Source organism: Nocardia sp. NPDC051463 (genome assembly GCF_040681975.1).
Taxonomy (GTDB): domain Bacteria; phylum Actinomycetota; class Actinomycetes; order Mycobacteriales; family Mycobacteriaceae; genus Nocardia.
The window spans coordinates 83,803-106,546 of record NZ_JBFBAB010000008.1; the positions used below are offsets into that span (position 1 = coordinate 83,803).

22 protein-coding genes are annotated in these 22,744 nt (G+C 66.7%); 9 read left to right on the forward strand and 13 right to left on the reverse strand.

Annotated elements, in window-relative coordinates:
* Positions 1-60: 60 nt before the first annotated feature.
* The 4 genes from AB0M74_RS13810 to sdhC form a co-directional block, all read right to left on the reverse strand.
* Entirely contained in the window at positions 61-834 is a 774-nt protein-coding gene (locus tag AB0M74_RS13810; RefSeq protein ID WP_364906168.1) for a succinate dehydrogenase iron-sulfur subunit, read from the reverse strand.
* Entirely contained in the window at positions 834-2,600 is a 1,767-nt protein-coding gene (sdhA, locus tag AB0M74_RS13815; RefSeq protein WP_364906171.1) for a succinate dehydrogenase flavoprotein subunit, read from the reverse strand. The genes AB0M74_RS13810 and sdhA overlap by 1 nt, the downstream gene beginning before the upstream one ends.
* A 93-nt stretch (positions 2,601-2,693) precedes the next feature.
* Complete coding sequence (locus tag AB0M74_RS13820) at positions 2,694-3,125, reverse strand: succinate dehydrogenase hydrophobic membrane anchor subunit (RefSeq protein WP_364906174.1); 432 nt, start codon at positions 3,123-3,125, stop codon at positions 2,694-2,696.
* A gap of 5 nt (positions 3,126-3,130) precedes the next feature.
* A complete protein-coding gene (gene sdhC / locus AB0M74_RS13825) occupies positions 3,131-3,529 on the reverse strand; it encodes a succinate dehydrogenase, cytochrome b556 subunit (RefSeq protein ID WP_364906177.1) in 399 nt (132 codons plus the stop codon).
* A gap of 302 nt (positions 3,530-3,831) precedes the next feature.
* Here sdhC and AB0M74_RS13830 point away from each other — a divergent pair, with 302 nt between their 5' ends.
* The 3 genes from AB0M74_RS13830 (at position 3,832) to AB0M74_RS13840 (ending at position 7,508) form a co-directional block, all read left to right on the forward strand.
* Positions 3,832-4,233 carry a cytidine deaminase gene (locus tag AB0M74_RS13830; RefSeq protein ID WP_364906179.1) on the forward strand — a complete coding sequence of 134 codons (402 nt, stop codon included), beginning with the start codon at positions 3,832-3,834 and terminating at the stop codon, positions 4,231-4,233.
* 389 nt (positions 4,234-4,622) lie between these two features.
* A complete protein-coding gene (locus tag AB0M74_RS13835; protein ID WP_364906182.1) occupies positions 4,623-5,912 on the forward strand; it encodes a thymidine phosphorylase in 1,290 nt (429 codons plus the stop codon).
* A gap of 498 nt (positions 5,913-6,410) precedes the next feature.
* On the forward strand, positions 6,411-7,508 hold the full coding sequence (locus AB0M74_RS13840; protein ID WP_364906185.1) for an adenosine deaminase: 1,098 nt from the start codon (positions 6,411-6,413) through the stop codon (positions 7,506-7,508).
* A 54-nt stretch (positions 7,509-7,562) separates the two neighbouring features.
* On the opposite strand, the gene AB0M74_RS13845 is transcribed toward AB0M74_RS13840, so the two are convergent.
* From AB0M74_RS13845 to AB0M74_RS13870, 6 genes are all read right to left on the reverse strand, one after another.
* Positions 7,563-8,225 carry a hypothetical protein gene (locus AB0M74_RS13845; protein ID WP_364906188.1) on the reverse strand — a complete coding sequence of 221 codons (663 nt, stop codon included), beginning with the start codon at positions 8,223-8,225 and terminating at the stop codon, positions 7,563-7,565.
* A complete protein-coding gene (locus AB0M74_RS13850; protein WP_364906190.1) occupies positions 8,222-9,484 on the reverse strand; it encodes a primosomal protein in 1,263 nt (420 codons plus the stop codon). Before AB0M74_RS13850 ends, AB0M74_RS13845 begins: the two co-directional genes overlap by 4 nt.
* A 26-nt stretch (positions 9,485-9,510) precedes the next feature.
* Positions 9,511-9,858: a YbaB/EbfC family nucleoid-associated protein gene (locus AB0M74_RS13855; RefSeq protein ID WP_364906192.1), complete on the reverse strand. Its 348-nt coding sequence runs from the start codon at positions 9,856-9,858 to the stop codon at positions 9,511-9,513.
* Positions 9,859-9,925: 67 nt separating this feature from the next.
* Complete coding sequence (locus AB0M74_RS13860; RefSeq protein ID WP_364906195.1) at positions 9,926-10,276, reverse strand: hypothetical protein; 351 nt, start codon at positions 10,274-10,276, stop codon at positions 9,926-9,928.
* A gap of 64 nt (positions 10,277-10,340) precedes the next feature.
* Positions 10,341-11,489, reverse strand: a complete 1,149-nt coding sequence (locus AB0M74_RS13865; protein WP_364906197.1) for an NlpC/P60 family protein — start codon at positions 11,487-11,489, stop codon at positions 10,341-10,343.
* 4 nt (positions 11,490-11,493) lie between these two features.
* Entirely contained in the window at positions 11,494-11,808 is a 315-nt protein-coding gene (locus AB0M74_RS13870) for a hypothetical protein (RefSeq protein WP_364906200.1), read from the reverse strand.
* A 159-nt stretch (positions 11,809-11,967) separates the two neighbouring features.
* Between AB0M74_RS13870 and upp the strand changes: the two genes are divergently transcribed.
* Positions 11,968-12,591 carry a uracil phosphoribosyltransferase gene (upp, locus tag AB0M74_RS13875; protein WP_364906203.1) on the forward strand — a complete coding sequence of 208 codons (624 nt, stop codon included), beginning with the start codon at positions 11,968-11,970 and terminating at the stop codon, positions 12,589-12,591.
* A gap of 420 nt (positions 12,592-13,011) precedes the next feature.
* Here upp and AB0M74_RS13880 read toward each other — a convergent pair whose 3' ends face one another.
* Together AB0M74_RS13880 and AB0M74_RS13885 are read right to left on the reverse strand one after the other, a co-directional pair.
* Positions 13,012-14,514: a phospho-sugar mutase gene (locus tag AB0M74_RS13880; RefSeq protein WP_364906206.1), complete on the reverse strand. Its 1,503-nt coding sequence runs from the start codon at positions 14,512-14,514 to the stop codon at positions 13,012-13,014.
* On the reverse strand, positions 14,515-15,294 hold the full coding sequence (locus tag AB0M74_RS13885; protein ID WP_364906208.1) for a purine-nucleoside phosphorylase: 780 nt from the start codon (positions 15,292-15,294) through the stop codon (positions 14,515-14,517).
* Between the two features lie 689 nt (positions 15,295-15,983).
* Here AB0M74_RS13885 and AB0M74_RS13890 point away from each other — a divergent pair.
* From AB0M74_RS13890 to AB0M74_RS13900, 3 genes are all read left to right on the forward strand, one after another.
* On the forward strand, positions 15,984-16,688 hold the full coding sequence (locus AB0M74_RS13890) for an enoyl-CoA hydratase-related protein (RefSeq protein ID WP_364906211.1): 705 nt from the start codon (positions 15,984-15,986) through the stop codon (positions 16,686-16,688).
* 137 nt (positions 16,689-16,825) lie between these two features.
* Positions 16,826-18,007, forward strand: coding sequence for a M20 family metallopeptidase (locus AB0M74_RS13895; RefSeq protein WP_364906551.1), 1,182 nt, complete (start codon positions 16,826-16,828; stop codon positions 18,005-18,007).
* Between the two features lie 95 nt (positions 18,008-18,102).
* Positions 18,103-19,263 (forward strand): M20 family metallopeptidase, encoded by a 1,161-nt coding sequence (locus tag AB0M74_RS13900; protein WP_364906553.1) that lies wholly within the window; start codon positions 18,103-18,105, stop codon positions 19,261-19,263.
* Between the two features lie 79 nt (positions 19,264-19,342).
* Here AB0M74_RS13900 and AB0M74_RS13905 read toward each other — a convergent pair whose 3' ends face one another.
* Positions 19,343-19,819, reverse strand: a complete 477-nt coding sequence (locus AB0M74_RS13905) for a gamma-glutamylcyclotransferase (RefSeq protein WP_328409628.1) — start codon at positions 19,817-19,819, stop codon at positions 19,343-19,345.
* A gap of 169 nt (positions 19,820-19,988) precedes the next feature.
* Here AB0M74_RS13905 and AB0M74_RS13910 point away from each other — a divergent pair, with 169 nt between their 5' ends.
* Positions 19,989-21,389, forward strand: coding sequence for an NAD(P)H-quinone dehydrogenase (locus AB0M74_RS13910; RefSeq protein WP_364906214.1), 1,401 nt, complete (start codon positions 19,989-19,991; stop codon positions 21,387-21,389).
* A 324-nt stretch (positions 21,390-21,713) separates the two neighbouring features.
* On the forward strand, positions 21,714-22,736 hold the full coding sequence (locus AB0M74_RS13915; RefSeq protein ID WP_364906216.1) for a hypothetical protein: 1,023 nt from the start codon (positions 21,714-21,716) through the stop codon (positions 22,734-22,736).
* Positions 22,737-22,744 lie beyond the last annotated feature (8 nt).

Below are 22,744 nucleotides of genomic sequence, written 5' to 3' on the forward strand. Positions count from 1 at the left end.
TAGACCAAGGCCGCCTTCATCTTTCGATGAAGGCGGCCTTCGTTGACCGGGCCGGGTAGGTCAGCGGGCGAAGAGCAGTGCGCGCTTGACTTCCTGGATGGCCTTGGTGACCTCGATGCCGCGGGGGCAGGCGTCGGTGCAGTTGAAGGTGGTGCGGCAGCGCCAGACGCCTTCGACGTCGTTGAGGATGTCGAGGCGCTCGCGCGCGGCTTCGTCGCGGCTGTCGAAGATGAAGCGGTGGGCGTTCACGATCGCGGCCGGGCCGAAGTAGCTGCCGTCGCTCCAGTACACGGGGCAGGAGGTGGTGCAGCAGGCGCAGAGGATGCACTTGGTGGTGTCGTCGAACCTGGCGCGGTCGGCCTGGCTCTGGATGCGCTCGCGGGTCGGCTCGTTACCCGTGGTGATCAGGTAGGGCTTCACCGCGCGGAACGCGTCGAAGAACGGCTCCATGTTCACCACGAGGTCCTTCTCCACGGGCAGGCCGCGGATGGGCTCGACGGTGAGGGTGATGGACTTGCCGTCCTTGGGCAGCATGTCCTTCATCAGCACCTTGCAGGCCAGCCGGTTCACACCGTTGATCCGCATGGCGTCGGAGCCACACACACCGTGCGCACAGGAGCGCCGGAAGGTGAGCGTGCCGTCCAGGTAGGACTTGATGTAGATCAGCACGTTCAGGAAGCGGTCGGTCGAGAGGACCGGCACCTGGAACGACTCCCAGTGCGCGCCCTTGTCGTCCTCCGGGTTGAACCTGGCAACCTTGACGGTGACCATGACCGACCCCTCGGGGATCGGCGCGGGCTTCTGTGATGAGGGTGCTTCGGCTACAGCAGTCATCAGTACTTACGCTCCATCGGCTCGTAGCGGGTCTGCACTACCGGCTTGAAGTCGAGGCGGATATCGGAAATGAGCTCCGCGCCCTCCTTGTAGGCCATCGTGTGCCGCATGAAGTTCACGTCGTCGCGGTCCGGGTAGTCCTCGCGGGCGTGGCCGCCGCGCGATTCCTTGCGGTTGAGCGCACCGACCACGGTCACCTCGGCCAGCTCGAGCAGGAAGCCCAGCTCGACGGCCTCGAGCAGGTCGCTGTTGTAGCGCTTGCCCTTGTCCTGCACCGTGATCCGCTTGTAGCGATCCTTGAGTGCGTGGATATCGGTGAGTGCCTGCTTGAGGGTGTCCTCGGTGCGGAACACGGCGGCATTCATGTCCATCGTGTACTGCAGTTCGGTGCGGATGTCGGCGACACGCTCGTTGCCGTGGTCGGACAGGATCAACGCGAGCCAGTCCTGCACCATCTGCGCCGGGTTCTCCGGCATGTCCACGAACTCGGAGCGCTGCGCGTGCTCCGCGGCGGCGATGCCCGCGCGGCGGCCGAACACATTGATGTCCAGTAGCGAATTGGTGCCGAGACGGTTGGAGCCGTGCACCGAGACGCACGCGCACTCGCCCGCCGCGTAGAGGCCCGGCACCACGTCGGTATTGTTGCGCAGCACCTCGCCGCGGATCTTGGTCGGGATGCCACCCATCACGTAGTGACAGGTCGGCATGACCGGCACCAGCTCGGTCACCGGGTCCACGCCCAGATAGGTGCGGGCGAACTCGGTGATGTCGGGCAGCTTCTCCTCGAGCACGTCCTCGCCGAGGTGGGTCACATCGATGTAGACGTAATCCTTGTTCGGTCCCGCGCCGCGGCCCTCGAGCACCTCGAGCACCATCGAGCGGGCGACGATGTCACGCGGCGCGAGGTCCTTGATGGTGGGGGCGTAGCGCTCCATGAAGCGCTCACCGCTGGCATTGCGCAGGATGCCGCCCTCACCGCGGACGGCTTCGGAGATGAGGATGCCGAGTCCGGCCAGACCTGTCGGATGGAACTGGTGGAACTCCATGTCCTCCAGCGGCAGTCCCTTGCGGAACACGATCGCCATGCCGTCACCGGTCAGCGTGTGCGCGTTCGAGGTGGTCTTGTACATCCGGCCCGAACCGCCGGTGGCGAACACGATCGACTTCGCGTGGAAGACGTGGATGTCGCCGGTGGCCAGCTCGTAGGCGACGACGCCGGTCGCGATGGGGCCACGGTCGGACTCGGTCAGCACCAGATCGAGCACGTAGAACTCGTTGTAGAACTCCACGTCGTGCTTGACGCAGTTCTGGTACAGGGTCTGCAGGATCATGTGACCGGTGCGGTCGGCGGCGTAGCACGCCCGGCGGACCGGGGCCTTGCCGTGATCGCGGGTGTGTCCGCCGAAGCGGCGCTGGTCGATCTTGCCCTCGGGCGTGCGGTTGAACGGCAGACCCATCTTTTCCAGGTCCATCACCGCGTCGATGGCCTCCTTGGCCATGATCTCCGCAGCGTCCTGGTCGACCAGGTAGTCACCACCTTTGACGGTGTCGAAGGTGTGCCATTCCCAGTTGTCTTCTTCGACGTTGGCCAGTGCGGCGCACATGCCACCCTGTGCGGCGCCCGTGTGGCTGCGGGTCGGGTACAGCTTGGTCAGCACGGCGGTGCGCGCCCGGGGCCCGGCCTCGATCGCCGCGCGCATGCCGGCGCCACCGGCACCGACGATCACGACGTCGTAGCGATGCTCCTGAATCCGCGTTTCACTCATGCCCGCACCTCGCTGCGCTCGGTTCCGGCATGTGTGAAACACGCCGTGTCGATGATTCGTTCGCTGCGCTCACTCATCGGAGGTGGCCTGTTCCTAACTGATGTTGGGGTCGAAGGTGAAGATGACGTAGGTGCCGACGCCAACCACGAGGACCATGGAGATGGCCAGCGCGGTGTTCAGCCAGAACCGGGTCGAGTCCTTGCGGGAGTAGTCCGCGATCACCGTGCGCAGGCCGTTGCCGCCGTGCAGTTGAGCCAGCCACAGCATGGTGAGGTCCCAGAACTGCCAGAACGGGCTGGACCAGCGACCGGCCACGAAGGCGAAGTTCAGTCGCTTCACGCCGCCGTCGAGCAGCAGCATGATCGCCATGTGGCCGAGCACGAGCACGATCAGCAGCAGGCCGGAGAACCGCATGAACAGCCACGCGTACTTCTCGAAGTTGCCGTTGGACCGCGACCGCGGGGACCGCGGCAGGTCCAGGCTCGCAGGCCGGTCATAGGACTTACCGATAACGGGTGCGCTCATTGTGATCAGTGCTCCGTGAACAGGTAGAAGAACTGACGCCCGATCGCGGGTACCGCCAGCAGGAACCAGACCGCGAGGATGATCCAGAGCATCAGACGCTGGTACTTCGGTCCCTTGGACCAGAAGTCGACCAGGATCACGCGGACGCCGTTGAGTGCGTGGAACAGCACGCACACGACAAGACCCATCTCCATCAGCGCGACGATCGGGTTCTTGTAGATCTCGATCGCCTCGTTGTAGGTATCGGGGCTGACCCGAACCAGTGCGGTGTCCAAGACGTGCACGAAGAGGAAGAAGAAGATGGTGACACCGGTGATCCGGTGCAGTGCCCAGGACCACATTCCGGGGTCGCCTCGGTACAGCGTCTTCCGCTTCGGCTGTGCCGGAGCTTCTATCGTGGTCATAGAGTGCGGTCGCCTCCAACGTCGTTGATGGACCCGGTTACAGATCCGACGCCGGCAGTGCAAAAGGGGCGAATGCCCAGGTGGCTGCGTTTTGCTGTGCCAAAGAGCTAACGCGGGGCCCGCCGCCGGGAACCTGAACCGATCTGTTGTGGACTCTAATCCCCTCGCAATGCCGGAACTAATTCGGCGTGCCGTGCGTTGCGCGACATTCCAGCGAGTTAGGTTTGCCTTTCTTGATGCGTGAAGGGTTGCGCGGCAGCCCTCGCGCGGCCTGATTCGGGCTGATTAACAGGAGGTCGTCGATGCCGGAAGTCGACTGGAATACATTGCGCGACAGTGCAATTCAAGTTCTGCATAATGCCTATGCGCCGTACTCGCGGTTCCCGGTCGGCGCGGCGGCACTCAGTGTCGACGGTCGAATTGTAAGCGGATGCAATGTGGAAAATGTCTCATATGGCCTGGGCCTGTGTGCCGAATGCGTACTCATCGGTAACTTATTTTCGGGCGGTGGGGGCCGCTTGATAGCCATCTCTGTGGCCGATTCTCGCGGCGAAATCCTGATGCCCTGTGGGCGGTGCCGACAGTTGCTCTACGAGCACGGCGGCGCCGATCTCCTGATCGACCACAAGTCCGGACCTGTTCGGCTGCGCACCCTGCTGCCCGACGCTTTCGGTCCCGATGACCTGGACGCCGGGCAGCTGTGACGACCTCCAGGCGGTCGATTGTCAGCAGTCTGCTTCGAACGATGCGTCGAGCTCGGCCTCGGTGGGCATGGTGCTGACCGGGGCTCGAGTAGCTGAATCCCATACGCCCCATCGTGAGCGCCATGCCTCGTCCCACACTGTTGATCCCATCGGCCAGCCGATGCACCCGTGTGCCGATCAGCGACCGGTTCACGAGGCGTGGACATTCCTGGTCAGCTCGTAGACGGCTCGGCTGTGGCATCCCTCGACATCGGAGACTTGCGCCTGCAACTTCGTGACCCGCTCGAATACGTCATCGACTCTCCTGCCTCTTGAACGAATGATGCAGCGAGGCTATCGGCGCCGACATGAACCAGGGTTCGCCCGCGTCCCGTGCCAGACTGGCGGCCGTGACGGCATGGGACGCGGTTTCGATCATCACGGCCAAGCGCGACGGCGGGGAGCTGTCTGACGCACAGATCGACTGGGTGGTCGACGGATTCACCACGGGGGCGGTGGCCGACGAGCAGATGGCGGCGTTGGCGATGGCCATTGTCTGGCGGGGGATGACGCGGCGCGAGACCGCGCGCTGGACCGCCGCGATGATTTCCTCCGGCCGTCGAATGGACTTCACCGATCTGCCGCGGCCAACGGTGGACAAACATTCGACGGGCGGCGTCGGGGACAAGATCACGCTGCCGCTGGCGCCCTTGGTCGCGGCCTGTGGTGCGGCGGTGCCGCAGCTGTCCGGGCGTGGGCTCGGCCACACCGGCGGAACGTTGGACAAGCTCGAGGCCATCGCGGGCTGGCGGGCCGATGTGACAGTGCCGCGGATGCGCGAGATATTGGCCGATCCCGACATCGGCGCTGTGGTGTGCGCGGCGGGTGCCGATCTGGCTCCGGCCGACAAACGGCTCTACGCGCTGCGCGATGTCACCGGGACCGTCGAATCCATTCCGCTGATCGCCAGCTCGATCATGAGCAAGAAGATCGCTGAGGGCACCGCCGCGCTGGTGCTGGATGTGAAGGTCGGCGCGGGTGCGTTCCTGAAGACCATCGAGGGCGCACGCGAATTGGCGACGGCGATGGTCGAACTCGGCACCGACGCGGGCGTACGCACGGTCGCGCTGTTGACCGCGATGGATACTCCGCTCGGACGCACGGCGGGCAATGCGCTCGAGGTCGCCGAATCGGTGGAGGTGCTCGCGGGCGGTGGTCCTGCCGATGTCGTCGAATTGACCCTGACGCTGGCTCGGGAGATGGTTGCGCAGGCCGGGCTCGACGTCGATCCCGCCGAGGCGCTGGCCGACGGCCGCGCCATGGACCGCTGGCGCGCCATGATTCAGGCGCAGGGCGGTGACCCGGACGCGCCGTTGCCTCGCGCGAAGCACACCGAAATCGTGCGCGCCGAGCGCGACGGCATGCTCACGGGCCTGGACGCGATGGGTGTCGGTATCGCCGCGTGGCGGCTCGGCGCGGGTCGTGCCAGACAGGGTGACCCGGTGCAAGCAGGTGCGGGCATCGAGATGCACGCCAAGCCGGGCGATCCCGTCACCGCGGGCCAACCCGTGCTCACCCTGCATACCGATACCCCGGAGGCCTTCTCCGGCGCTGTCGCGGCGCTGGAAGGAGCCATCACCATCGATGGGGTGGGACCGAAGTCGGACACACCGTTGCTTCTCGGACGAATCGGTCAGTGACCCGGCCGGGGTCGCCGGACCGATCGCGAACCCGATGTCGCCGCCGACCATCAGGATGTTGTAGTCGGTGCCGAGCGCGACGGAGAACCCGTGATCGCGCCCGTGTCGGCATCGCCAGGCCGTCGATGACCGCAGCGGTGCGGTTGCCGGACTCCCACCTTCGCTGCCCGCCCGACCTTGTCGGCCTCCGAGTGTGAGGCCCCGCCACCATGATCATCGGCGGACTCCGAATGCGCGGATGTCGGCGCGTGGACCGGTCGAATGCCTTTCTTTGCCAACGGAATTCGTCGCCATCGCGCACCGGATGTCCATCGCGGTCGGTCGGGCTCGAACGCCGTCGGTAGGTCGGTCTCCATTACCGCATCCGGCGGCGAACGGCCACTCGAACAGCGGGATGAGGTCGACGTCGCTACGGCGGCGCGCCCGAGAGGGCAATCACAAGTGATGACGCGCACCAACTGGGCTGCCGCCACGGTGACATGCGGCTAACGTGTGGTCATGACAGGACCGATGCCTTTGACCCTTGCCTCGATCCGCCAAGCTCCCAAAGCGCTGCTGCACGACCACCTCGACGGTGGCCTGCGACCCGCGACGGTTCTGGAGCTCGCCGCCGATTGCGGTTACGACGACCTACCCGCCTCCGACGAGACGGCACTGGCCGCGTGGTTCCGCGACGCGGCCGACAGCGGTTCGTTGGAGCTTTATCTGGAAACCTTCGCCCATACCGTCGCGGTGATGCAGACACCTGAAGGCTTGCGTAGGGTCGCTCGTGAATGCGCGCAGGACCTGGCGGCCGACGGCGTGGTGTACGCCGAGGTGCGCTTCGCGCCCGAACAGCACCTGGAGCGCGGCTTGACCCTGGACGAGGTGGTCGAGCACACCCTGGCCGGCTTCCGCGAGGGCGAGGCGGCGGCCGCGGCGCAGGGCCACACGATCGTGGTGATTTGCCTGCTCACCGCGATGCGGCACGCGGCGCGTTCGCGGGAGATTGCCGAGCTCACCGTGCGTTTCCGGGATCGTGGCGTCGGTGGTTTCGATATCGCGGGCGCGGAAGCGGGTTTCCCGCCGAGCAGACATCTCGATGCCTTCGAATACATGCGCGCCAACAGTGCGCACTTCACTATTCACGCGGGCGAGGCGTTCGGGCTGCCCTCGATCCATGAGGCGCTCGCCTTCTGTGGTTGTGATCGGCTCGGTCACGGCGTGCGGATCACCGACGATATCGCCGTGCCTGGCGCGATCGAGGACGCCAGCCTCGGGCTGGTCGCAAACTATGTGCGCGATATGCGGATTCCGCTCGAGTTGTGTCCATCGTCGAATGTGCAGACCGGTGCGGTCCCCTCGCTGGACAAGCACCCCTTCGACCTGCTTGCCCGACTGCGTTTCCGCGTCACCGTCAACACCGACAACCGGCTGATGAGCGACACCACCATGAGCAAGGAGATGGCGAAGCTGGTCGACACCTTCGGCTACGGCTGGAGCGACCTGGAGCGTTTCACCATCAACGCCATGAAGTCGGCCTTTATCCCGTTCCCGGAGCGGCTGCGCATCATCGACGACATCATCAAGCCGGGTTACGCAGTTCTGCTCGGCTAGTCTCGGCGGCAAGGGCTTTCGCGCGCATCGAGCTTCCGGTGCGCGCGGTTCGGCTCAGTTGATGCGGATCCAGATCTGCTCGGCCCGGCCGAGCAGTCGATCGTCCGCGCCGTACACGGCCGTCGAGGCGAAGGACTTGCGGCCCTGTTCGCCGTGATTCTCGCCGACGGCCACGCACCGCTCGCCGACCTCCGGCAGCGCGTGGACGGTGGCGGTCATCGAGCCGAGCACCGCGGGCCGCTCGAACATCCCCGGCAGCGACCAGCCACCCGGGCAGTCCATCGCGGCCCACAGCACGGCGGTCTCCAGCGGCAGCGAATCGTCGGGAACCCATGGTGCGGCGACCAAGCTGTTGCCGACAACGCCCGCCTGAATCCGCAGGCCATCGGTGCGAGCGCTGCCGCAGACGAAGCACTGCGCGAACAGTTCGTTGCTGTGATACGAGCCGGCAGCGGCCTCGGCGTCGGCGAACGACACGCGCTGCGGGGCGTCCCGTTCGAACTCTCCCGCTCGCGATTCGGCCAGCAGGGTGTCGCCGTCGTACAACCGGCCGGCACGCATCTGCAGCGCCGTGTCCAGCGGCGGCGGGCTGCGCAGGATCACCGTCACCGCGGCATCCGCACGCTGTGCGGCAAGTAGCCCACCCACGTAGCCGCCGTTGCCGGAGCCTGGCGGGCCGTTGAATCGCGCGGGAATCCGGAGCGTTCGAACGGTCACTGTGGTGCGAGCCGACTCTCGAAGTTACGCTCCAGCTCCCGCCAGCTCTGTGCTTCGGCGGTGAACGGTGGGTTGGGTGCCATCCGGTTCGGGTCCGGGTTCAGCAGGTAGGAGATGTACCAGCCGAGCGGGTTGGACTGGGCGAGCGCCTGCTCCACGGTGTCGTCGTCGGCATAGTCGGCAGCGTCGGTGAACAGTTCGACCGCGAGATCGAGCTGCTCGACGTCGACCGCCTCGGGGCCCTCGGCCAGATCGTCGGCCAGGCCGGGCAGCACGTAGACATTCTCGTCGGTGACCTCGACCTCGAGCGAGCCGTCGACGGCGGCGGTCTGCACATCGGTGTATGTGCTCACTCGCGACAGATCGTGCTCATGGTCGTCAGCCAGGTAGCGCGCCAACGCCCGCTCGGAGCCGAAGACGGTGATCGAGCCGTTCTTGCCGAGGAAGATCGGCTCGTCGTCGAGGTAACAGCGCAGTGTGAAGTAGTTACCGTCGGCGGTGATGATCTTGACCGGGTCGATGCCGACCTCATGCCAGAACGAATCGTCTTCTTCCTCGTCGTCCTCTTCGTCTTCGTCGTCTGCATCGAGATCGACGGTTTCGAACTCTTCCTCTTCCTCGCTGTCGGCCGCGTCGTCGGCGTCGACGACATTCTCCTCGGCGGCGAGCAGTTCCGCCTCCGCGACGGCGACCGCCGCGGGGTCGACATCCGGGGTCTGCACCACGGAGTCGATGGCATCGAGGACGTTGTCCCAGCCCTTGGCGATGGCGGCACCGATCTGATCCCAGAGATCTTCGCCATCGCGCCCGACGAAAGCACTCACCCCGCCCGGCAGCGCGCCGAGGACGGGGTGCGAACCGAAGAACTTGGTCACCGTCTCCAGTTCGCACACCTCGCCGATGTTGCGCACCATGGCGAGGGTGTCTTCGAGCTCTGCGATGGTATCGACATCCGGATCGCCCGCGGCGAGCTCCGGCACCGCGACCAGATCGAAGGTGAAGTTCTCCTCCGGCTCCAGCTCCACCGCGGAAAGACCGGCGACGACCTTCCACGACGGATGGTCGATGAGGTCGTTGTCGGAGTTGGTCCGGATAAAGGCGGCCAGCTCCGCGACGGTTTCGAAACCGTAAAGGGAGTCCTCGTGTCCGAGGAACGCCTCCCACTCGTCGTCACCGTCGCGCCAGCGCGGTGCCCACAGGGTGACGAGATCGCCGTCGGTCAGGCCGAGCTCGATCGGGACGATGTCTCCAGAAGCCATGAGCGGAAGCCTATCGACCTTCCGCGTCAGGCACTATCCGGGCCGCCTCCAATTGTTCCCGGAGCCTCTCCGGCGGCCGGGACAAACGACTCGTTCAGTGTCGCAACGACCTTCGAGCGCTGGGTGCCGGCGTCCTCCGCGGCCTGCTTACAGGCCCAGACAATGAGCTGGCCGACCTCGGTGGGAGGCAGCGTGGTGACCGATTCCGACAGGGTCAGCGCGACCAGCGCGCCATCGCTGTCGACCTCGGCGCTGACCGCGCCGTCCTCGGTGCGGAACCGGCCTCGCACCTGCTTGAGGCCGTAGAGCGCGGCCTCCAACGCCTCCAACTTCTGCGTCGCGTTGGCGACGAGAGCATCCATCTCCGCGCTCATGACTGCGCCTCACCGACGGGCTGCGACGTCATGATCGCGGGGGTGGCGGTGTCGATGCTTCGCTCACTCATACCGGCCTCATCCAGCTCGTGGGTCCCGTATCGGCGTCATCGATCCGGTCCAGTTCGTCCACCGCGGCCTGGCGGGTCGGCAGGTTGAGCCGGTCCAGAATGTCGGCGGGTAGGCCGGCCTCGGCGAGTACTTCGCGCCTGCGGGCGCGGGCGGCGACGGTGGAGCGCTTCGTCAGCCGCAGGATTTCGTCCGCCAGAGTCTGTGCGCCGTAACGGTATTCGCTGCGCTCGAACTTGATCTCCACCGGCATGCCCTGATCGGTGGCGCGCACCGAGATGGTGCCCGACCGGTTTGTGCTTGCCGCCACCGTGACATTCGGGATGGTCGGGGGCTTCGGTTCGGTCATGACGGCGCCTCGCAGGCGATCGTCTTCGTCATGCGCGATGGCGCTGTGGCATTGCCGCGCTCGCTCATGTGGTCGGCCTGTAGAAGCCGTAGAAGTCCATTCCTATGTTCTCCGTTCGAATCGAGCTGATCTGGACCGGGTCACCGGCCTCGACGAACTGCCCGTTGCCGATCACCATGGCGACATGGCCGTCCCACACGGCCAGGTCGCCGGGCATGAGGTCACCGGGGGAGACCCCCATGTGCCCGTTGCCCTGTTCTTGGGCAAGCCTGGGCAACTCGACGCCTGCCTCGCCGTATGCGTATTGGGTGAGCCCGCTGCAGTCGAGCCCGGCGCCCGGGCTGTTGCCGCCCCACACGTACGGCGTGCCGACGGCACCGAGCGCGGAGCGAACCGCCTGCGCGGCCTGCTCGTTCGGCGCCTCGACAACGCTGCCGTCCGGCAGTGTGACCTTCACACCCTTGCCGTCGGGCGTCTGGCCCGCAGAACCACTGTTGGGCTTCTGTTGACCCGGTGTGCTGGGCGACGAGCCGGATTTGGACGGTGTCGAGCCGGACATCGACGGGGTCGCCATGCTGGTGAGCATGCTGCCTGCGGACCCGCCGACGCTGGTCAGCGTCGACAGCAGCTGTTGCGCTCCCGAGCTCGCACCGCTCGCCAGCGCACTCGCCCCGCCGGCCAGGCCGGCGGGTAGCGTCGCGGGCGCCGTCGACGGCGGCGGGGTCAATTCGGTCATGCTCGCGGTCTGGGTGTCGAGTTCGCTACGCACCCGCCCGACGACATTCAAGCCCTGGCCGAGATGGTCGATCGCGGAGCCGACGAGCACCGTGAGACCTTCCGGCGTCGCGATGGTAGGACCGAGAGCGGATGCCGTGTTCACGAACGACTCGACGATGGCGCTGAGTTCCTTCTGCCCGGTCTCGACCTGGGCGGCAGCCTGATCGACCACTGCGGCCATGTCGGTGCCGCGATCGGAGATGGTCGCGGCGGAGGTCTGCACCCGCAACGCCTTCGCGGTGGCGGAATCGGCAGCCCGGCCATCCCACGCCTCGTTCATGCTGTTGATGCTGTTGCGACCGAACGCGTGGATCTGGTCGATGATGCTCGAGGTGGACTGCAACTGACCAGAGGGACCGTCGGTGGGCAGGACTCCCGAGCCGAAACTGGAGAGCAGGTCGAGCAGTGGCTTGGCCAACGCGCTGATATCGATCATCGGGTCACGCGCCCAGTCCGGAATCCGCACTGTCGATCGCGGCGGCATTGGTCTGGTCGGTTTCGTCGAGGACGACGGCGGCGCCGGTCGCGGCCCCACCGACACTCGTCAGCACGGCCGACAGTTGGCCGATCGCCGCGACGTGCCCGGCATGGGTAGCGGCGTAGGCAGCCATGAAATCACCACCGATCAAACCCATGATGGGACCGAGTAGGGCGGGAGCGGCGCCCGCCGCGCCCGCACTGGCCGCCGCCATCTCCGCGGCCATGGTGTGGGCGGACGCACCATAGGCTGCGATGCCCTCGGTGTCGGCCGACATCTTTCGCATAGTGCTTCCCCCATCTGTATTTCTTCCCAGGCAGAGTACGTCATCCACCTAGTTCGACGCGCTACCTTCCGGATCGGTTCCAGCCCCATCGAAAAAATTTCCCTGCCGGAGGTTCGACGTCGAACTCGTTGCCAACCTTATCGTTCACTCATGCACACGCACACCGTGGACCACCCACTCGCCGCTGCCCTGCTGACCACGATGCGCGATGCCAGGACGGCCAACCCGGCCTTCCGTGCCGCACTGCGCGATCTCACCGGAATCCTGATCTACGAGGCGCTGCGCGAAGCCCCTGTCGCCCGCTTCGAGGTGGCCACCCCGGTGGCGCCGGTCGAGGGCGTGCGTTTGGCGAAACCGCCACTGCTGGTGCCGGTCCTGCGCGCGGGCCTCGGCATGATCGACGCGGCCGCCGAATTGATTCCGGATGCCAGGGTCGGCTTCGTCGGCATCGCCCGCGACGAACAGACCCACCAGCCCGTCCCGTACATGGAGTCGTTACCGGAGGACCTCTCCGAGCTGCCGGTCTTTGTGCTCGACCCGATGCTGGCCACCGGCGGCTCGATGTGCCACACCTTGGGGTTGCTCGCCGCTCGCGGCGCCACGGACATCACCGCGGTCTGCGTCGTTGCCGCACCCGAAGGTGTTGCTGCGCTGGAGGATTCAGGATTCCCAGTCCGCCTGGTCACCGCCGTCGTAGACGCGGGCCTGAACGCCGACGCCTACATCGTGCCCGGTCTCGGTGACGCAGGCGACCGTCAATTCGGCCCGCGCTGACCCCTTGGGTGTCGAGCGCGCAGAACAGTTCGCCGAGTTCACCTCCCAGCGCAGCGCCGTGAATTGGTCGGCCGAAGCTGGGTGGTGTGCCCTGGTTCGCTATGCGAGCTCGCGTCCCCGCGGTGGTCGGGCAGTGCTGGGCACGTCGTGACCCGGCTTTCTCTTCCGCGGCTCACGCAAGCAGGCCACCGGCTTTCGGCGTGAGGACTGGTTGGGGTGGGGTTGTAGGGCATTATTGGTGATCGGAGCGGCAGTCGCTGCGGGTTTGTCCCGGCTTGTCTTCCGCAGCCCGTTCAAGACAGGCGTGGCCTCCGGCGTGAGAACCGGCTGTGGTTGCGCTCCAGGAACTTCCGCTGACACGGGTAGTCGAATTGGTTGGTTCGTGGGTTGGAGCCGCCGTTTGACTGCGCTCGGCGGAACCTACCGGGCGAGGTGTTCGCAGAAGCTTCGGAGGGCGGAGAGGTGTTGGGCTGCGGTGGTTTTGGCGGCGGGCAAGGTCGGGCGTGTGGGAGCGGGGTGGACGACTTCGAGGTAGCACTTGAGTTTGGGCTCGGTGCCGGAGGGGCGGACGACGATGCGTGCGGTCTTGCTCTCGAAGATCAGAGCGTCGGTGCGCAAACGGCCGCGGACCTGTAGCAGGTCGGTGTATTCCATTGGTTCACCGATGATCTCGCCGGGTGGGGCGGCGCGTAAGCGGTCGACGACGGCGGCGGCCGCGGCCGCGTCGGGCAGGCGCAGCGACACTTGATCCACCGCGTGTACGCCGAACTCTAGTGCGTAGTCATCGAGTACGTCCGCCAGAGTGCGGCCGACGGCCTTCAAGCGGGCGGCCAGGTCCACGGCGAGGACGGCCGCGGAGATGCCGTCCTTGTCCCGCACCGTGGCCGGGTCGACGCAATGGCCGATGGCCTCCTCGTAGGCATAGACCAGGCCGTCTCCTGCGCGGGCCAACCATTTGAAGCCGGTCAGGGTTTCCGCATAGCGTGCGCCGCGGGCAGCGGCGAGCTTCGACAGCAATCGCGAGGAGACAATGGTGGTGGCCACCAGTGCGTCCTGCGGTGCGGTGCGCAGCACGTAATCCCCAAGCAGCACGCCGGTTTCGTCGCCACGCAACATGCGCCAGCCGCCGCTGCCATCGGGGATGCCGACGGCACAACGGTCGGCGTCCGGGTCGAGGGCAATGGCGATGTCCGCGCCGATCCGCTCCGCGGTGGCGAGCAAAAGGTCGGTGGCGCCCGGCTCTTCGGGGTTCGGGAACGCGACGGTGGGGAAGTCTGCGTCGGGCGCGAATTGCTCACCGACGACGTGCACGTGACCAAATCCGGCGTCCACAAGGGCTTTCACGGCGGTATCGCCGCCGACACCGTGCAGCGGGGTCAGTACGATTCGGATATCGGAGCGTTCACCGGGACCGCCGATCAGTGTCGGCAACTGGGCCACCCGGTCGAGGTATCGGCGCACAAGATCGTCATCGGTGGGGGTGACCGGGGTCCTGGCGATCGGTTCGGTGACCGCCTCGATGCAGCGTTCGATCTCGGTATCGGCCGGGGCTATCAGTTGCGAGCCACCGTCCAGATACACCTTATAGCCGTTGTCGGTCGCCGGGTTGTGCGATGCGGTGATCTGCACTCCGGCAACGGCTCCCAACTCCCGAACCGCGTACGCGACGACCGGTGTCGGCAGCGGGCGCGGCAGCAGCGTCACCGGAAAGCCCGCGGCGGCAAAGATTTCCGCCGTCGCGATCGCGAATTCGGCCGAGCCGTGACGGGCATCGCGACCGACCACCACCGCACCGCCACCGAGACAACGATCGCGCAACCATGCGGTGAGCCCGGCCGTCGCCCTGCTCACGGTCGCCGGATTCATGCCGTCGGGCCCATCCCGCAACGGCCCGCGCAGCCCGGCTGTGCCGAAGCGCAGCATCTACAGCCGCTCCAGCACGCCACGCAGCAGCTTGCCGAGGCGTGGCGCGGCCGCATGGCCTTCGGCAAGTACCTCGGCATGCGACAGGTGCGCACCGGTGACACCCGCGGCCAGATTGGTGACCAGTGAGATGCCCAGCACCCGTGCGCCCAGCGCACGGCACGCGATGGCCTCGAGCACCGTCGACATGCCGACCAGATCGGCGCCGATCGTGCGCAGCATCCGAATCTCGGCGGGCGTCTCGTACTGCGGTCCGGTCAGACCCGCATACACACCCTCGGTCAGGCTCGGGTCGATTTCCCTTGCCAGCGCACGCAATTCGGGATCCCAGGCGTCCACAAGATCGACGAAGGTCGCACCGGTCAGCGGCGTGCGACCGGTCAGATTCAGATGGTCGCTGATCAGCACGGGCTCACCGACGCGCAATCCGTCACGGATGCCGCCGGCCGCATTCGTCAACACCACCGTCTCGGCGCCTGCGGCAATGGCCGCGGTCACCGGATGCACGACCTCGGTAGGTTGATAGCCCTCGTACAGATGCTGGCGGCCCATCAACAGCAGCACCGGCGTCTCGCCGACCGCAACCGAATGAACCATGCCGACATGCCCCTGCGCACTCGGCGTCCCGAACCCCGGCAGCTCCGGCATCGGCACCGACGCGGTCGCCGCCCCGATTTCCGCGGCTGCCTCCTGCCACCCCGACCCCAGCACCACCGCAACCCGGTGACGCTTGACTCCCGTACGTTCGGCGATCGCCTCGGCGGCCTGTTCGGCAAGCATGAAGGTCAATGTATCTGATGTGCCGCGCCTGCGGCTGTGTTGGATTGGCAGCGCCTGCGGCGCTGCGTGTTCGCGGCACCCAAGGCTCGCGTCCGAGCGGCCGAGACTCGCGCCTGCGGCGCATGCGCTTCGGCCACTCGGACGCGAGCCGGCCGCGAACTGTCGCTCGTAAGACTCGCTCCGTGGTGGGTCCTTTGGTGGGCAGGCTGGTGGCTTTGGTGTTTGTGGGGAGCGGGTGTGGGCGGTCGTTGGTGGGATTCGCTTTGTGGTGGGTGGTTCTGTGTGGCGGCTGGTGGCTTTGGTGTTTGTGGGGAGCGGGTGTGGGCGGTCGTTGGTGGGATTCGCTTCGTAGTGGGCGCTTCTGTGTGGCGGCTGGTGGCTTTGGTGTTTGTGGGGAGCGGGTGTGGGCGGTCGTTGGTGGGATTCGCTTTGTGGTGGGCGCTTCTGTGCGGCCGCTGGTGACTTTGTGCGTCGCTTGCGTCGCGTGGGTGCGGGCGGCGAGGGGGGGTCGCGGTGTTGGAGCACGGCTCCGGGACCCGGGCGCGGGCCGTGGGCTCCATTAGTACGGCTTGCCTGCCGGGTGCGCAGGTGATGCTCGCTACTGGGTGCTGGGCGGTGCCCGCGCACCGCTGCCGGACGCAAGCTACCCGCGAGTAGGGGTTGCGCTCCGGACCCGATACGCTGCCCGCATGGCGTATCTGTCACGTGAAGGAGATGTGTTCGTGGTCTACCTCGGGAACGAGGGGCAGACCGATAGCGAGAACCGCTTCCATCCTGATTGGATCGACGAATTCCACGGGCTGCTCGACGAGATCGAAGCGTCCGAGGGGCCTGCCGCGCTGGTGACCACCGCGACCGGGAAGTTCTACAGCAACGGTCTCGACACCGACTGGTTGTTCGGCAATCTGGACAAGATGCACGGCTACCTCGACCGTGTGCACTCGCTCTATACCCGGCTGCTCGCCTTTCCGATGCCGACAGTCGCCGCGATCAACGGTCACGCCTTCGGTGCGGGTGCCATGCTCGCCACCTCACACGACTTCCGCGTGATGCGCGCCGACCGCGGCTTCTACTGCCTGCCCGAGGTGCATCTCGGGATGCCGTTCACCGTCGGCATGAACGCGTTGCTCACCGAGCGGCTGTCCAACCAGGTCGCCTTGCAGGCCATGACCACCGGCCACCGCTACTCGGCGGATCAGGCGATCGCCGCGGGCATCGTCGATGAGAAGGCCGACGCCGAGACGTTGCTGGGAGCGGCCGTCGCGCGGGCCGCGGCATTGGCAAGCAATCGCAAACCGAATCTGCCGGTGATCAAGCGGGCACTGCACGCCAGGGCGCTTGCCGGCCTCGCCACCCCGACCACCCCGGAGAATTTGGCATTCGCCGCCGGATAACCCGTGATCACGCCCTGATGTGAGCAGTCGAACTGACGTGGCCTGCGCCCTATAACCGGCGCAGTGCGACACTGTGTTCCATGCCACCACCGCGCAGCGGGCTCCCGGAACCGCGCAGCGACCACCACGCTGGGCGGATGGGTGCGGCCGAGGCGGCGGACGCCGCGATCCAGGCCGCGGCCGCCGAGCTGATCGGCCTGTCGCACGCGATCCATGCCGAACCGGAGCTGGCGTTCAAGGAGACCAGAAGCGCCGCCAAGACCATCGCGCCGCTTGCCGCGCGCGGCTTCGACATCGAGACCGGCGTCGCCGACCTGCCGACCGCCTTCCGAGCCACCTACGGCAGCGGCGAGCTGACGGTCGGCATCTGCGCTGAATACGACGCGCTGCCGGAGATCGGACACGCCTGCGGACACAACATCATCGCGGCGTCGGCGGTCGGCGCCGCGATCGGTCTCGCCGAGGTCGCCGATGCGCTCGGGATCACGGTCGTGGTCTTCGGGACGCCCGCCGAGGAGAGCGGTGGCGGCAAGGTGCTGATGCTCGAACGCGGCGTCTTCGACGACATCGCGATGGCGATGATGGTGCACCCCGGCCCGTTCGACATCGTCGGCGCGCGTTCGCTGGCCCTCGCGGATCTGTCGGTGACCTTCCACGGGCGCGAGGCGCACGCGAGCGCCGCGCCGGAACTGGGACGCAATGCCGGTGATGCGATGACGGTCGCACAGGTAGCTCTCGGATTGCTGAGGCAACATCTTCTGCCTGGTCAGCAACTGCACGGTATAGTCAGCGACGGTGGCGTAGCCCCCAACATTGTGCCCGGACGTGCGGAATTGCTGTACTACCTACGTGCAGTCGACTCCGCATCTCTCGACAATTTGATGCAACGAGCAGCGGATTGTTTCGAGGCGGGCGCTCTGGCGACCGGCTGCACGCACGAAATCCGGACTGTTGCGCCGACATATACCGAGCTAACTCCCGATCCGGGATTACTGTTTGCCTATCGCGAGCAGATCGTCGAATTGGGCCGGGTGCCGATCGCACCGGAGCTCGAGGCGCAGCGACCACTCGGGAGTACGGACATGGGCAACGTCACCAACGTCATACCGGGCATCCATCCGGTCATCGGCATAGACGCCGGTGGGGCGGTGACACATCAGCCCGGCTTCGCCGCGGCGAGTATCAACGCTTCGGCGGATCGTGCGGTCACCGACGGCGCACTAGCGCTCGCGCGTACCGCTATTGCCGTCGCTCGCGATGATGTAGATAGAGACAGGTTGTTGCAACGGCTCGTTCAACGACAGGAGGACATTCGGTGAGCAATACCAGCCGTTTGGCGGCCCCGGCATCGGGCCCGCAAGCGGTGGCCCCGGCAACCACGGAGAGCCCGGCGAGCGCTGCCTCGTCGAACACCGTGCGAACCGGGCAGGAAGCGGTCGAGGCATGGCTGGCTGAGCACACACTCGACCTCGTCCAATGGCGCAGGCATATCCACGCCAACCCGGAGCTTTCTCGCACCGAGTTCGCCACCACCGAGTTTGTCTCGGCGTGGCTGACGAAGGCCGGGCTTTCGCCCCGACGGCTTCCGGGCGGCACCGGGCTCATCTGTGATATCGGACCGGATGGGCCGCGCATCGGATTGCGCGCCGACATGGACGCACTCCCGCTCCAGGAGTTCACCGGACTCAGCTTTGCTTCTACCGTGCCGGGCGTGTCGCATGCCTGCGGTCACGACGCGCACACCACGATTCTGCTCGGCACCGCGCTCGCGCTGGCGGACGCCGATCTGCCGCGTGGCGTGCGGCTGGTGTTCCAGCCTGCCGAGGAGGTCATGCCAGGCGGTGCGATCGATGTGGTGGCTACCGGCGCGATGGAGGGTGTGGAGCGGATCTTCGCGCTGCACTGTGATCCGCGGCTGGAAGTCGGACGCATCGGAATCCGCGTCGGGGCGATCACCTCGGCCGCCGACACGATCGAGCTGGTGCTCGATTCGCCGGGCGGCCACACCTCGCGTCCGCATCTGACCAGCGATCTGGTCTATGCGATCGGCACCGTGATCACCGGGTTGCCCGGGCTGCTGAGCCGTCGCATCGATCCGCGCACCAGCACCGTCATGGTGTGGGGTGCGGTCAGCGCGGGCAAAGCGCCCAACGCGATTCCGCAGACCGGCATGCTCACCGGCACCGTACGCACCGGCGATCACGCGACCTGGTCGCTGCTGGAGCCGATGGTGCGCGAGATCGTCGACGGCCTGCTCGCCCCGACCGGCGTGCGGTACCAGCTGAACTACAAACGTGGCGTGCCACCGGTGGTCAACGACGAGCAGTCGACGCGGATGTTCGAGGACGCGATCCGTGAGATCGGTCCGGACGCGCTCGCCGACACCATGCAGTCCGGCGGCGGCGAGGACTTCTCCTGGTACCTGGAGGAAGTGCCCGGCGCGATGGCTCGGCTGGGCGTCTGGTCCGGTCACGGCGAACAGCTCGACCTGCACCAGCCGACGTTCGACATCGACGAGCGGGCGCTTGCCGTCGGAGTCCGGGTGCTGAGCAACATCGTGCTGCACACAGGCTGAGCGACCGGGCATTACGCAGACAGCCGCGGCCGGGCCCGGGGGTCCGGCCGCAGCTGCTTTTGTCGCAGACAGCGTCGGGTCAGCCGAAATTGCCGGGACCGACGTTGCGGCTGTTGCGGGTGCGCAAGGAATGCACGTAGTCCTCGGGCGCGCCTGCCTTCTCGGCCGCGTCCGCGATCACGCCGATATATCGCGCGGAGGGCAGGCCGCCCTCGTAGGCGTCCAGCACGTACAGCCACGCGAGGATCGGCTGGGCGCCACTGCCCGGATTCGGCGAGACGCGTAGCCGGACCTTGCGATGGATTCCGAAGTCGGAGCCCTCCCAACGGTCCAGTCGCTGCTCGTCCTCCGGTGAGACGTCGTAGAGCACGACGAAGACCCGGGACCCCGGCTCTTCGACGACGGTGGCCAGCGGCCCCTCCCAGCCGATGTCGTCGCCACTGAAGGTCAGACGCCAGCCCTCCAACCAGCCCGTACCGGACATGGGGGAGTGCGGACAGCGCTCGAGCATCTGAGACGAGTCCATGTTCGACCCGTAGGCGGCGTAGATCGGCACCAGCAAAGGGTATCCAATAACCGCCGCACATCGACTCCATCCCGGCAGATGTCCGTGTTGTGCGCGCCGCCACTACCGCCGCAACCGCGCGTAGCAGCGGCAAACCGCCCCGGCTAACGTTGTCCGAGGTACCGGAGATCCCGGTCGAACTGCTCGAGCGGAGGTATCCATGACCCGCATAGCGATCATCGGTGGCGGGCCGGCCGGCTACGAAGCGGCGCTGGTGGCGGCGCAACACGGCGCATCGGTGACTCTGATCGATTCCGATGGCATCGGCGGCGCGTGCGTGCTGTGGGACTGTGTGCCCTCGAAGACCTTCATCGCTTCGACCGGCGTACGGACCGACCTGCGACGCGCCCGTGACCTGGGCATCACCCTTGATCCGAGCCAGGCGACCATCCAGCTGCCCGAGGTGAACACCCGTGTGAAAGCGCTTGCGCTCGCCCAGTCTTCGGATATTCGGTCGAAGCTGCAGACCGTCGGGGTGACGGTGCTCGCCGGACGCGGGCAGCTGATCGATGCCGCGACCGGTCTCGCCGCGCACCAGGTGCGCGCGATTCTCGACAGCGGTGAGGAGCGGATCGTCGAGGCCGAAGTGGTGTTGATCGCCACCGGTGCGAGCCCGCGCGTGTTGCCCGGCGCCGAGCCGGATGGTGAGCGCATCCTGAACTGGCGTCAGCTCTATGACCTGCAGGAGCTGCCGGAGACCCTGGTCGTGGTCGGTTCCGGTGTCACAGGCGCCGAATTCGTCTCCGCATACACCGAAATGGGTGTGCATGTGAAGCTGGTGTCCAGTCGCGACCGGGTGCTGCCCGGCGAGGACGCGGACGCCGCCCTCGTGCTGGAGGACGCGCTCGCCGAGCGTGGCGTCGAACTGGTCAAGCACGCGCGCGCCGACGCGGTGGAGCGGACCGCCGACGGCATTGTGGTCAAGTTGTCCGACGGCAGGACCGTCACCGGCACCCATGCGCTGATGACCGTTGGTTCGACGCCCAATACCGATGATCTCGGTCTGGAGCGGGTCGGCATCGAGCTCGACCGCGGCTATCTGCGGGTGGATCGGGTGTCACGTACCTCGGTGCCCGGCATCTACGCCGCGGGTGACTGCACCGGCCTGCTGCCGCTGGCCTCGGTGGCCGCGATGCAGGGCCGTATCGCGATGTATCACGCACTGGGTGAGGGTGTGAGCCCGATTCGCTTGAAGACGGTGGCTTCCGCGGTGTTCACGCGCCCGGAAATCGCGACGGTCGGCGTGAGCCAGACCGCCATCGACAATGGTGAGACGCCCGCACGCACGGTGATGCTGCCCCTGAACACCAACCCGCGCGCCAAGATGTCGGGCTTGCGACGAGGTTTCGTCAAGATCTTCTGCAGGCCCGCGACCGGCGTGGTCATCGGCGGCGTGGTGGTGGCCCCTATCGCTTCGGAGCTCATTCTGCCGATTGCCCTTGCGGTGCAGAACAATTTGACCGTCAACGACCTCGCCCAGACCTTCTCGGTGTACCCGTCGCTGACCGGCTCTGTTACCGAAGCCGCCCGCCTGCTGATGCGCCACGACGACCTGGACTGACGACCGGTTATCGGCCTCGAGTCGGTCGAGGTGGGGGGTGCTGATCGTGGCTGCATGAGTGTTCCTGGCGTTGGGCATATTTCATTGCATTGCCAGTGCGGCTTACATGTGGTTCACTTCCCGCAGAGATGCGATCGGCGGGCGGTCGCGAGGTTCTGTGTGGGGGGATAGTTCCTTTCCAACCGGGATACGGCGAACGGCCCTGAAGCCGTTCGGCGGCCGTGCGTCTCACCAGAGACAACTGAGTGCGGCCGGTTCGGTCGTACCCGGGAAAGGGATTGGCGAAAAGTGAAACATCGTAAGCCGAGTCGGGCGCAGCGAGCGATGGCGAGTACATCGTTGCCGCTGGCCACTGCGGCCGCTGTGGCCACTCTCTTCGCGGCGCCGGCGGGGGCAGTTCCCAACGATCAGCCGTCCACACCGACCACCCCTGCACCTGCGCAGCCGGGCACTGACGCGCCTTCGGACCAGGGCCAGCCGGAAACCACCAAGCCTTCGGACCAGGGCCAGCCGGAAACCACCAAGCCGGAGCCGAACAAGCCGGAACCCGGTAAGCCGGAGTCCAAGCCGACGCCGAGCCAGCCGGGTGTCACCACGCCGGACCCCAACCAGGTGATGCCGAATCCGAAGGAACCGAAGCTCGCCGCGCCGACACAGCCGGGTGTGACCACCCCGCGGGTTGCGCCGCTGCCGGTTCCCGGTCAGCAGCCACCCGCCCAGCCCGCTGTCGCTCCGGATACCGCAGGCACCGACGCGAAGCCGGTCCAGCCGGGTACGACCCCACCGGGCACCCCCGGCACCGCGCCGGGCAGCGAGGCGAATGTCGAGGCGGCACAGCCGGAATCGCAGACCCTGGTGCAGCCGCCGCGCTGGCAGGCACCGCGTCTGCAAGCCGCGCCCGCAGCTCCGGTCGTCGAGATGACCGGTCCGCACGCGGAGCTCGGTGCGAACATCGATGGTGGTGGCGCGCTGCCCGGCTTTGCGGCCAACACCCACCACTTCAACAACGCGGCGGGCTATGTCGGCACTGTCGGCTACCACACCCCGACGGGTGCGGGCGAGGCCGGTGTTTCGGTCGAGTACGTCGATGCCAACACCATCAAGCTCACCAGCTACACCGGTGGCGAGGGCCTGGCCGACAACAAGAACACCGTTGTTCTCGACACCACCGAGCTGAACAAGGCGAAGGCGGCCGTCGAGCACTGGATCGCGGCACAGCCCGGTGGCGCGGCTGCCCTCGAGGCGGCGGCACAAGTTAAGCTTCCGGTGCAGCCGGGTGAACTGCTTCCGCAGACAGTCAACATTGCTGGTGTCACGACTCAGTGGGGTGGTTCGCTCCAGTACTGACACGAGCT